This is a genomic window from Mesobacillus persicus, from assembly GCF_900109925.1.
GTDB classification, from domain to species: domain Bacteria; phylum Bacillota; class Bacilli; order Bacillales; family Cytobacillaceae; genus Mesobacillus_B; species Mesobacillus_B persicus.
Genome location: NZ_FOBW01000013.1, coordinates 92399 through 103853, shown reverse-complemented (window position 1 = coordinate 103853; position 11455 = coordinate 92399). Strand labels below are relative to the sequence as shown.

Below are 11455 nucleotides of genomic sequence, written 5' to 3'. Positions count from 1 at the left end.
ACAGCTAATCTTCCTGCCTTCAATCCAAAGCCGATAATGAAAGCCTATAAAGCTGATCATCATTCTCCTGCGGCGTACCCCGCCCGTCCGTATTATTGCTTATAAAATAAAGCTGGTCACCTTCCACCCGGACATCCCGGATGCGGCCTAACCCACTAACAACTTCCTTGGTCTCTTTCGTTTCCAGGTTAAACTCGCGAACAGCATTCCCTCTTAATGTCGCCACATAGAGTTTGCCATCGTAAACAGCCACTCCTGATGGTGCCCATGTTTCGTCACCAGACTGAAAAAGCGGCGTCACCAACCCTTCTTGTGAGTCTTCACCAATGATCTTCGGCCAGCCGTAATTGCGGCCGGCTTCGATTATATTGATCTCATCATGGGCATTTGGTCCATGCTCACTTGCATACATCGTCCCGTCCTCAGCCCAAGTCAAGCCTTGAGGATTCCGATGTCCATAGCTATACACATAAGAACCGTCAAACGGGTTGTCCTCTGGTACAGACCCATCCAAGTTTAATCTTAAAATCTTTCCACCAAGTGATTCAAGATCTTGGGCGAGTTCTGGTTCGGACGCGTCTCCTGCTGTTGCATACAGTTTGCCGTCAAGTCCAATCGCCAATCGACCACCATGGTGAAAATTCCCGCTTGGAATGTGATCAAGCAAGACTTTCGTTTCTCGCCATTCATCATCAGCAAGCTTTAGCTCAATAATCCTGTTATATTGTCCACTATCTTCATAAGTGTAATAGCCAAAAGCCCGGCCAGTTTCCTCGAAATCAAGCGCCAACACAAGCCCAAGTAACCCAGCCTCAGAAGCTAGCGAAAGCGGCTTTTCAAGCACAACCTTTTGTCTCGTCTGCTCGCCATTATCCACCTTGGTAATGCTACCTCTCCGCTCGCTCATATAAAAGATGTCCCCAAGCTTATTGATGGACCATGGTACTTCAAGTTTATTTGCAAGAACCTCTACCTCAATTGGGCGGGCAGCAGCTTCCTGTTCATCGACCGTATCCTCACCCGTCTGCCCGCCGTTATTGGAACACCCGAATAAAAGCACGCCGACAATGGGAATAATCGTCCAAAGTTTCTTCATCGTAACCTTCCTCTCTGCTCTAAAAGTGAGGCAAAATGGAAGGGGGTTTACTTTTAGTCCCTATAATACCTCCAAGATTGCCTGAGCCACGCCACTCTCGTCATTTGTCGCAGTCACAACGTCACACTCCATTTGGATTTCAAATGAAGCATTCCCCATCGCAACCGCTCTTCCAGCACGATTCAGCATGGATAAGTCATTTTCATTGTCGCCAATCGCCATTGTTTCAGACATTTCAATGCCTCGTTCCCTAACAAATCGTTCAAGAGCAACACCTTTCTGGGCGTCTTCACTAGTAACCTCAATATTAAGAAAACCAGACGAACTAATGGCTAGGCCAGCAATCCCTTCAAGCGCTCGGCGTCCTGCCGTTTGCTTTTCTGCATCCATGGAGAAAGCTAGAAACTTATAGATTTGGTGCTCGTCATCATCGAAAAGTGATTCATAATTGTCTACAACATGAACAAGCCCTTGCTTGAAGCGCTCCTTGGCTCCTTCGACTATCATCTCCATCGGAGCCTCAGGGTTTGCACTTGAAAAGATATCAATGATCGCTGTAATTCCCTTATCCTCATTATCTGTGAACGTACCCTTGTTGGTGTAAACCTCAAAATAGATTCCTTGCTCTCTTAAAAGAGTAGCAGCTTCTTTCGCTAATGCCTTTGCTATCGGATTGGCGACAACAACCTCTCCGTCCACATTACGCACCTCTGCGCCGTTTACAGAAATCACTGGGCATTTTAACCCAGCTTCCTCCAATACAAACATAGCCTCTTGATAAGAACGCCCTGTCGCTACGACAAACTCGACTCCTTGTGCCTGTGCTTTTAAAATAGCTGCTTTATTCTCTTCGGTAATCTTCTGATAAGCGTTTAATAATGTTCCATCCATATCCGACGCGATGCATTTAATCATAGTTTTTTCACCTTCACTATCATATTTAATACTTAATATTTGCCATTCTATCATGGATTGGAAGTTTCATCCTAGAATTAGCTATTTTTTTGGTAAATGCTTTCCACCCTCACGCACGCTTAAGGGGGCTAGTTTATTCGTTTCGATAAAATTCCTAACAGATTCAGGATTTGTTTTTGAGTATTCCCGCAGTGCCCAACCAATTGCTTTTTGGATAAAAAATTCCTTGCTATCAGCATTTATTTTTATGTAGCGATAAAGCAAATTCTCATCTGTTTCTGCCTTATATTTTAGCTGAAAAATAATTGAGGTTCTGCGGAGCCACATATTTTCTGATACGGCCCACCTATCAAGTCGCTCAGTGATCAGCTCAGGGTGGTCGGCAACAATCTTACCAACCGGTTTCGATGCTAACGTATCGACTGAATCCCACCATGTCTTTGTTGTGATTAGTTGTTCCATTAAATCTATGTGCTGCTTCTTGAGGTTCTTCAAGTTATGTACGATATAATCGGCAGCAACCATTTGAAATTCTCTTTCAGGTTCCGCCCATAATGAGAGCACAAACTCTTCGCTAAAAGGCTTCTTTAATAGCTCCGTCTCATGAAAATAACCCTTAACTATTTCCCGTCTTAATGGTGTTTTTATCCCAAAGAACGTGAAATGATTTTTCAAATATTTGCTCATTTGCTCTGCATTTTCTTTATTTGCCTTTTCAGCAAATCTTTCTCGTATTTCACCAACAAGTTCTTTCATCGCTAACCTCCCTGTTGCTATTTTAGCATTGCTCCCCGCTTTATAATTCACCCCATTAAGATTAAACTAGAATTAGATGATTTTAGACAGGAGTACGTTTTATGAAAAAAGAAAAAGGTTTTGATTGGAAATCCCTCATTGGAATGATAAAAGACGCAAAAGTACCTAAATGGCTACTGATTATTGGCATTACCTTAAGTGTAATTGAAACAGCCGCTGGACTCATTGTTCCGTGGTTTACGAAGTCACTGGTTGATCAACTTTCGGTTGCCTCCCTCGAGCCTTCGGTGATTGCATTTTTGGCTGTTACATTTATTTTACAAACAGCGGCTGGTGCCTTTTCTTATTACTTCTTGGCCTATATGGGCGAAGCGGTGGTTGCATCGATCCGCCGCAAGCTATGGAACCAAGTATTGAATCTACCTATTCCCTATTTCGACCAGCATGAATCGGGCGAAACGATGAGTCGAATCACCCAAGATACGAATATTGTTAAAAATTTAATTACCCAACATTTGATTGCGTTTATTACTGGAATCATTTCAATCATTGGTTCGGTGATTATTCTCCTCGTCATTGATTGGAAAATGACGTTGATTATGATCACTTCCGTCCCGCTCGCCCTTTTAATCATCATGCCATTAGGTCGGAAAATGTATAAAATTTCAAAGGCAGCCCAGGATGAAATGGCTGGGTTTTCTGGCAATCTTGGTCGCGTGCTATCTGATATTCGTTTAGTCAAGGCGTACCATGCTGAGAAGGCGGAAGAAGAAAAAGGCGACAAAGGAATCACCCATCTTTTTCAATTTGGATTAAAAGAGGCACGCATCCAAGCGGTGATTTCCCCGTTTATGACCTTTATTATGATGCTAGTGTTGGTCATTCTAATTGGGTATGGTGGGGTCCGCGTTGCTTCAGGTACCTTGACCGCAGGGTCGCTAGTTGCGATTATAATTTACATGTTTCAAATTGTCGTTCCATTTAGCCGGATGGCTTCGTTTTTCACGGCCTTTCAAAAGGCCGCCGGTGCGACCGAGCGCATTCAGGAAATTCTTTTAATCAACCGAGAGGAGAATGGCCGAAACCTGGCTGTGCAGAACCCTTCTCAAGACTTGTTTTTTGATGGCTTATCATTTGAATACCAAAATCAAACCAATGTCCTAAGAAACCTCCATTTTCTGATCCCAACTGGTAAAACAACGGCGTTTGTCGGCCCTAGTGGAAGCGGAAAAACGACGATGTTCGCTTTACTAGAACGATTTTATCAACCTACTGGCGGGGCAATCAAACTTGGTGCCACGGACATTCGTGATTTTAACCTTCAATCCTGGCGAAGCCAAATCGGTTACGTATCACAGGAAAGCCCAATCATGTCTGGGACGATTCGTGATAATATTGCTTACGGACTGGAAAGGCATGTTACCGCTGAAGAGATTCAAAATGCTGCTGAACTAGCCAATGCGGCCGAGTTCATTGAGCGTTTATCAGAAGGATATAAAACAGAGGTTGGTGAACGTGGCATTAAGCTTTCCGGAGGGCAACGCCAGCGAATTGCCATCGCCCGTGCCTTAATTCGCAACCCAAAGATACTTTTACTAGATGAGGCCACCTCTAACCTAGACAGTGCCTCAGAGGTTCTCGTCCAAAAAGCACTAAATCGATTAATGGAGGGGCGAACAACGCTCGTGATTGCCCACCGACTCTCAACCGTCGTCGATGCGGACCAGATTGTTGTGCTAGAAAAAGGGGAAGTCACAGGGATTGGCCGCCACCGCGAATTGTTCACGACCCACAGCTTGTATCGGAAACTTGCTGAACAGCAATTGCGAAGTGACCAAATGGAGTGAATTAATAAAAAACACAGTCAAAAAAGCCCCATTTCACAGGAAATGAGGCTCTTTTGCTCCAACCAGCGGGGTATTTTTATCTTAGAAGACCAACTGGGGGACTTTTTTTCTGCTTTGAGGCATTATATACCCCTTTGGGAACGATATATTCCCGCTCAGAGACGTTTTATTCCCTCTCAGAGACGTTTTATTCCGGTTTGGGGAATATATATTCCCTGTCCAGGAATAAATACCCCAACCAGTATGGAAAAATACTTGTTTTACAGTTTCTAAAACACCCTAATCTTGAGGTCTAACATTATGGTTATGTCTAAACATATTCTCCGGGTCATATTTAGCCTTAATTTTAGCAAGCTTTCCATAATTCTTGCCTAATGTATTCATTGCCGCAACCTCATTCGCCCCAATACCGTTTAAATAGGACGTACCTTTATTAGATAAAGGCAACAAACCATCATAAACAGAATCAACCCATTGCTGACAAACTTCTGGACCAGCGCCCATATACATAAAATCTAGTAAAAGCACAAAGGATGAGTCCCGGTTCGAAAAGGCTGTTGCTTCTGGCGAAATACGATTCATTTGCCCACTTAGAGCCCATAGTTGAGCTAGATAGGTCGGCATCGGTGCATTGTCTAGCTTCGCCAACAACACATCAACGGCCTCTTCAGTAACTTCGGTAAAATACAAAGAAGTGCCATGCACAGCGACATGATCAGGAACCATTGCATCGAGATTTTTCTGTAAAGCGACATACGGTAGGACCCCCGTTTTGTCCACAATTGGCGTCGCCAGTTCTTGCAAAGGCTTTACCACGTTAACTCCCATTTGGGGATCACCTGCATACATTCCTCCAACCATGACGACTTTCCGATTGTGAAGGAATTCTGGTAAAAATGGAGCAGGCGGAAGCGCTGTAACGGTAACATTAAACGAGACCTCATCAGGAGCCTGGTTAACATACTCTTGTGCCTTTAAAATGATTTGCTTTGCATCTTGATAATCATACATGACATCAACAGCCAAAACCTCTGGGCCAATAGGATAAAGCTTGAATTCAAAATTCGTGACGATCCCGAAGTTTCCGCCGCCCCCACGAATGGCCCAGTAAAGGTCTGGATGCTGTTCTTCATTTACATATAAAAGTTGCCCATCAGCCGTCACAAGGTTTGCCCCAACAAGGTTGTCGCAGGTTAACCCATATTTCCCTCGTAAATAGCCTAGACCTCCGCTTAATGCTAAACCAGCTACTCCCGTTTTCGATACGGTACCTGTTGGCGTTGCGAGCCCAAACTTCTGTGTTTCTTCATCAATATCCCCTAATGTTGCCCCACCTTCAACAACAGCGACTAGCTGCTCTTCATTAACCGTTACCTTGCGCATGCCAGAAAGATCAATCACCATTCCCTCATCACAAGTACCAAATCCGCCTACATGATGGCCGCCGCCTCGTGGAGTAACCGACAAACCCTTTTCTTTCGCATACCGTACGGCCTTAACTACATCCTCTTCAGACTCACATACGACTATGACTCCTGGATGCTTATCAATCGTTGCATTCCAGACTTTTCGTTTCTTATCATATAACTCATTTCCCGGTAAAATGATGGATTCCATCTTTAAGCTTTGATCCAAACCAAATTCCCCCTTGGTAAATTTCTCCCATACCTATTATAAGACAATTTACCTATAAAACAAGATTATTTTTTTAATATTTTGACAAGTTAAAAACCAGTTGTTTTACTAGCATAATTCCTCCAATCAGCTGGTTAATTTAAAATCCAAAGGAAATAATATACGGAATTATCAGTTTGGGAAAACATGTTGGCAAAATCATTATTGTGAATTAAAATAAACAAGGTTTTATAAATATGTATTAAAGGATGAGTTAGATTTGGAACAAGCCCTACAAAATAAACGATCGAAAAAGAACTTTTTAATCTTTTTCCTGCCATCTCTTCTCGGGATCTTTTTATTTATGGTTCCGATTTCTTATAATGACCAAATTACCATTCCTATCGCTGTCTTAGCTGGTTGGGTACAAGATTTACTTGGCAGCTATTTGCCACAAATAATGACCGTGATTATCGTCGTAACCTTGTTGGGGACGGTCCTAGCAAAAACGATTCGCCCTGATATTATGAACCGAAACCAATTTTTAAAGACACTGTTCGATGTACCACTTATCTGGTTTATCGCGCGCATTCTGGGTGCCATTTTTGCGATATTGGTTTTATTTCAATGGGGACCAGAAGCCATTTGGTCTGAATATACAGGTGGCTTGCTTTTAAATGACCTACTCCCTGTTTTATTTGCCGTTTTTTTATTTGCCGGCTTATTTTTACCGCTTTTATTGAACTTCGGACTTCTAGAACTATTCGGTACCTTGCTTACGAAAGTGATGCGCCCGGTATTCAAGCTCCCGGGGCGTTCATCGATTGACTGCATCGCATCTTGGCTTGGCGATGGAACAATCGGAGTATTGTTAACGAGCAAACAATATGAAGAAGGCTTTTATACAAAACGCGAAGCAGCAGTGATTGGTACCTCCTTTTCCGTTGTCTCAATCACTTTCAGCTTAGTGGTAATTTCACAGGTGGGACTTGGCCATATGTTTGTCCCGTTTTATCTAACGGTTACGGTAGCTGGGTTCCTTGCCGCTATCGTCATTCCAAGGATTCCACCACTGTCGCGCAAGCCAGATACGTATTATATTGAAAAGTCTGATCAGTATACAGAAGATAAACTTCCACCAGGGTATTCTTCTTTTTCTTGGGGAATGACCCAAGCGCTCGAAAAAGCAGGAAAGAGTCGTGGCCTTCGTGATTTCTTCACTTCTGGTGTTAAAAACATTCTCGATATGTGGATGGGCGTTGCCCCAATCGTTATGGCGCTTGGTACGCTCGCACTCATTGTCGCTGAATATACCCCGCTGTTTCAGTGGCTTGGAATGCCGTTCATCCCGCTTCTCGAGCTCATGCAGGTTCCTGAAGCAAGAGCTGCTTCTGAAACACTTGTGGTCGGCTTTGCGGATATGTTCCTTCCCTCTGTCATCGGGGCCGGAATTGAAAGCGAAATGACGAGATTTATCGTTGCCTCTGTATCTGTCACACAGTTGATTTATATGTCCGAAGTGGGTGGCTTGCTATTAGGTTCGAAAATTCCAGTTTCCTTTTTGGAGTTGTTCATTATTTTCCTGCAACGGACACTGGTTACATTGCCAATTGTGGTTTTAGCTGCGCATATGATTTTTTAAAAACAAGGCTGTGTCAACCAAATATGTTGATTTGCGCTCCAGGCGCTTGCTTTCCGCGGGCGTGCCGGGGAGCCTCCTCGGCGCTTTCAGCGCCTGTGGGGTCTCCCCTGCCCCGTACTCCCGCAGGAGTCGAGTGCCTTCCTCTACAATCAACTATTTAGTAAAACCAACAATGTCCTTTTACAAACCCAAAACAAACAGAGCACTCAAAACGAGTGCTCTGTTTGTTTGCTTATTTTTCTGCAAGTTTATGAATTTCTTCATTCAACTCCGCAGTGATCTCATCAATTTTTTTATAATCCATTGCATCTATATAAATTTGCTCCAGGTCATCATGGAGGCTTTTGGCTGTGGCTAACGACGCGATGGCGTGATTCATATAGTCCTTATATCTTGCCGAAACGTCTTTAATTTCCGTTGCATATCTGTCATCTGTATCAGGTGCAATAATCGTCCCATACAAGTCAACCACTCGATCATTGACTCTCTCTGGAAAGTATTCATGTGGGGCTGTGCTATCAAAAATAGCGAACCCTAACTCCCTGACAATGATCATATCAAGACTATGTGGATCAAAACCACAATGATATACTTCCGTGTCGAAGCCTCTTCTTTCTGCTTCAGCTGCAATTTTTTTAAGCATAGTAGATTTCCCTGAACCTGGGCGCCCCTTAATTAAATACCGAACTGCTAAGCCTTGGGTTAAATTAGGAACAAAATCAACAGCGCCTTTAGGCGTAGCTGCGCCAAGATAGCGATGGCGAACATCTGCCTCTTTATTCACCCTTTTATCGCCAAAGAGATCTCCAAGCAACTTCTCTGTTAACTCATTGGCTTTATCAAAGTCCATATTCTCAATATAAATTTTTTCCCACTCATCATGAACATGGAGTGCTTCACCGAAAAGAGCGTATGCTCCTGAGAAAGCAGCCTTCATTTCAGTTGATATTTTTTCAATTTCAGCTTTTTTTGCTTGCAGCTTTGCCGAATCCCATGCTACACCTAGATTGATATACTCCTCCACCGCTCCTGGTAAGGAAGGCTCAATGACATGCGGTGCGGTACCATCCACAATCCCAAACCCTAAGGATCGAATGATTAAGCCATCAATCGAATCATTATCCGACGAACAGTGTAAATATTCGATATCATAGCCTTTCTCATTCCATTCCTTGCCAAGCTTTTTCATCAAGGAAGACTTTCCCGTTCCAGGCCCACCTTTTAAAATAAACAATCGAGATAGTCCTTCTAAATTTGATTCATATAAGCTATAAAAACCGCGGGCTGTATTCCCTCCGGCATAATAATTAAGTACTTTTCCCATGCAAATGCTCCTTTCGGCTGCGTTTATTTTTGCTTCTGCTGTAGCCTATGCAGATAAGGAGCTATGGGTGAATGCCTATTACCAAAAGGATTTCATGCTTTTAAAAGATCAACAAACTGTGCATTGACAGCCTGTTGTAAGTCTTGTGGCGCCAACTCTACTTGTAAACCTATTTTCCCGGCACTGACGACGATTGCCTCGAGACCTTCCGCTTTTTGATCAATAAAGGTGGGATAAATCTTTTTCATTCCTAGAGGTGAACAACCGCCGCGGATATAGCCTGTATAATTCTGAATATCCTTAACAGGGAGCATTTCGACCTTCTTTTCCCCTGCCGCTTTAGCGGCTTTCTTCAAATCCAACTCAGCCTCTACTTCAATAATAAAAACATACAATTCCCTTGGTCCCTGTGCCACTAGTGTTTTGTAGACTTCCTTCGGCTCTTTATTGATTTTGGCTGCTACGGAAACGCCGTCTATTTTGCCATCTTTATTGTCATAAGTATGTATGGTATAAGCTATCTCTTTTTGATCCAAAAGCCGCATTGCATTCGTTTTGATTCCAGCCATATTTGGTTCCTCCAATTGATATTTCCTTCATTTTACCGACAAGACTTCCCCTTGAGCAACAAATGACTAGTTATAAAAGTCAGGATTATTTTTAATTTTAAGGGAAAAATACGGCTATTCATGTACTTTTAGGAGGATTTACATATGACAAGTAATTCAATGCCGCAATTTCCAGAAGCTTATTGGACACAGAGTGCCGACCTTCCAACTTTTCCAAAGCTACAGGAAGACATCCAAACGGAAGTGGCAATCATCGGCGGTGGTATGACTGGTATCACTGCCGCGTACCTACTTGCGAAAGAAGGAAAAAAGGTTGCCTTGATTGAGGCTGGCCGCATCCTAAATGGTACCACTGGTCATACGACCGCAAAGGTGACCGCACAGCACGGGATGATCTACGATGAGCTACTTAATCATTTTGGGAGAGAACAGACACAGCTTTATTATCAAGCAAATGATGAGGCGCTCCAATTTATAAGAAACCTAGTGAATGAGCAGCAAATTGATTGTGACTTTTCAGATCAAGATGCTTATATTTATACCAATTCTCAACAAGAAATGCAGAAGCTCATTAAAGAATATGATGCCTATGAAAAGTTGGACATTAAAGGACGTGAATATCTCACTTCGATTCCACTTCCTGTCGAACATAAGGCAGCCATCGTGATGAAAAACCAAGCCCAATTCCATCCGTTAAAATACTTAAAACATCTTGTCGAGGAATTTACGAAAATGGGTGGCCAACTCTATGAGAATACGACCGCTGTTGATATTGAAGAAGGAACTGAGCCAAAAGTGACAACGAGGGATGGTCATAAGGTCAGCTGTCAGCACATGATTGTTAGCTCTCACTACCCTTTTTATGACGTAAAAGGATTTTACTTTTCAAGATTATCAATTTCAAGGTCGTACATCCTGGCAGTGAAAACAGAGAAGGATTTTCCTGGTGGCATGTATATCACCGCCGAGCAACCTACCCGTTCTTTACGTTATACCGAAATGAACGGTGACAAGCTTGTTCTTTTCGGAGGAGATCGTCATAAAACCGGTCACGATAAAAACACACATCAGCATTATGAAGCACTTGAAGCATTTGCCGCTGAAACCTTTGGGATAAAAGAAATCCCTTATCGCTGGTCAGCCCAAGACCCTGCAACCTTGGACAAGGTTCCGTACGTTGGCAACTATTCCGCCACGCTATCAAACATCTATGTGGCCACCGGTTACCGTAAATGGGGAATGACTAATAGCACGAATGCGGCACGGTTAATGACAGACTTGATTCTAGAAAAAGAGAACCCTTATAAGGAATTGTTTGATCCAAGTCGATTTAAAGCAGATCCGGACGTGAAGAAATTTTTATCTGTGAATGCATCGGTAGCAAAAGAGCTTATTAAAGGGAAGCTAGACCAACCAACAACGAAGCCTGAAGACTTAGCCAACAACGAAGGAGCTGCCGTCATGGTCAACGGCGAGCGTGCAGGAGCTTACCGTGATGAAGACGGTAAACTTCACCTTGTCGATACAACCTGCACGCATATGGGCTGTGAGCTCGAGTGGAATGATGGCGAACGTTCTTGGGATTGCCCTTGTCATGCCTCACGCTTTTCTTATACAGGGGAAGTTATGGAGGGGCCAGCTGAAACTCCGTTAAAAAGACTTTCAGAGAATGGATAAAAGAGAAAGCCCGCT

General features: G+C 43.2%; 9 protein-coding genes. 3 read left to right on the top strand and 6 right to left on the bottom strand.

Annotation, left to right across the window (positions count from 1 at the left end):
• Positions 1–19: 19 nt before the first annotated feature.
• The 3 genes from BMX30_RS17065 to BMX30_RS17055 form a co-directional block, all read right to left on the bottom strand.
• Complete coding sequence (locus BMX30_RS17065; RefSeq protein ID WP_090748529.1) at positions 20–1096, bottom strand: PQQ-dependent sugar dehydrogenase; 1077 nt, start codon at positions 1094–1096, stop codon at positions 20–22.
• A gap of 60 nt (positions 1097–1156) precedes the next feature.
• Positions 1157–2011, bottom strand: a complete 855-nt coding sequence (locus BMX30_RS17060; RefSeq protein WP_090748633.1) for a Cof-type HAD-IIB family hydrolase — start codon at positions 2009–2011, stop codon at positions 1157–1159.
• An 81-nt stretch (positions 2012–2092) separates the two neighbouring features.
• Positions 2093–2767, bottom strand: coding sequence for a DNA alkylation repair protein (locus BMX30_RS17055; protein WP_090748526.1), 675 nt, complete (start codon positions 2765–2767; stop codon positions 2093–2095).
• 101 nt (positions 2768–2868) lie between these two features.
• Here BMX30_RS17055 and BMX30_RS17050 point away from each other — a divergent pair, with 101 nt between their 5' ends.
• Positions 2869–4614, top strand: a complete 1746-nt coding sequence (locus BMX30_RS17050; protein ID WP_090748525.1) for an ABC transporter ATP-binding protein — start codon at positions 2869–2871, stop codon at positions 4612–4614.
• A gap of 279 nt (positions 4615–4893) precedes the next feature.
• On the opposite strand, the gene BMX30_RS17045 is transcribed toward BMX30_RS17050, so the two are convergent.
• The gene (locus BMX30_RS17045; protein ID WP_244532639.1) at positions 4894–6249 is read right to left on the bottom strand and encodes an FAD-binding oxidoreductase; all 1356 of its coding nucleotides are present in this window, start codon (positions 6247–6249) and stop codon (positions 4894–4896) included.
• 259 nt (positions 6250–6508) lie between these two features.
• Here BMX30_RS17045 and BMX30_RS17040 point away from each other — a divergent pair, with 259 nt between their 5' ends.
• Positions 6509–7870 (top strand): YjiH family protein, encoded by a 1362-nt coding sequence (locus tag BMX30_RS17040; protein ID WP_090748522.1) that lies wholly within the window; start codon positions 6509–6511, stop codon positions 7868–7870.
• Between the two features lie 232 nt (positions 7871–8102).
• Here the strand turns inward: BMX30_RS17040 and BMX30_RS17035 are convergent, their stop codons facing one another.
• Together BMX30_RS17035 and ybaK are read right to left on the bottom strand one after the other, a co-directional pair.
• Complete coding sequence (locus BMX30_RS17035; RefSeq protein ID WP_090748519.1) at positions 8103–9194, bottom strand: PRK06851 family protein; 1092 nt, start codon at positions 9192–9194, stop codon at positions 8103–8105.
• Positions 9195–9286: 92 nt separating this feature from the next.
• On the bottom strand, positions 9287–9763 hold the full coding sequence (ybaK, locus tag BMX30_RS17030) for a Cys-tRNA(Pro) deacylase (protein ID WP_090748516.1): 477 nt from the start codon (positions 9761–9763) through the stop codon (positions 9287–9289).
• A gap of 144 nt (positions 9764–9907) precedes the next feature.
• On the opposite strand from ybaK, the gene BMX30_RS17025 reads away from it, so the two are divergent.
• Positions 9908–11440, top strand: coding sequence for an FAD-dependent oxidoreductase (locus BMX30_RS17025; RefSeq protein WP_090748512.1), 1533 nt, complete (start codon positions 9908–9910; stop codon positions 11438–11440).
• Positions 11441–11455 lie beyond the last annotated feature (15 nt).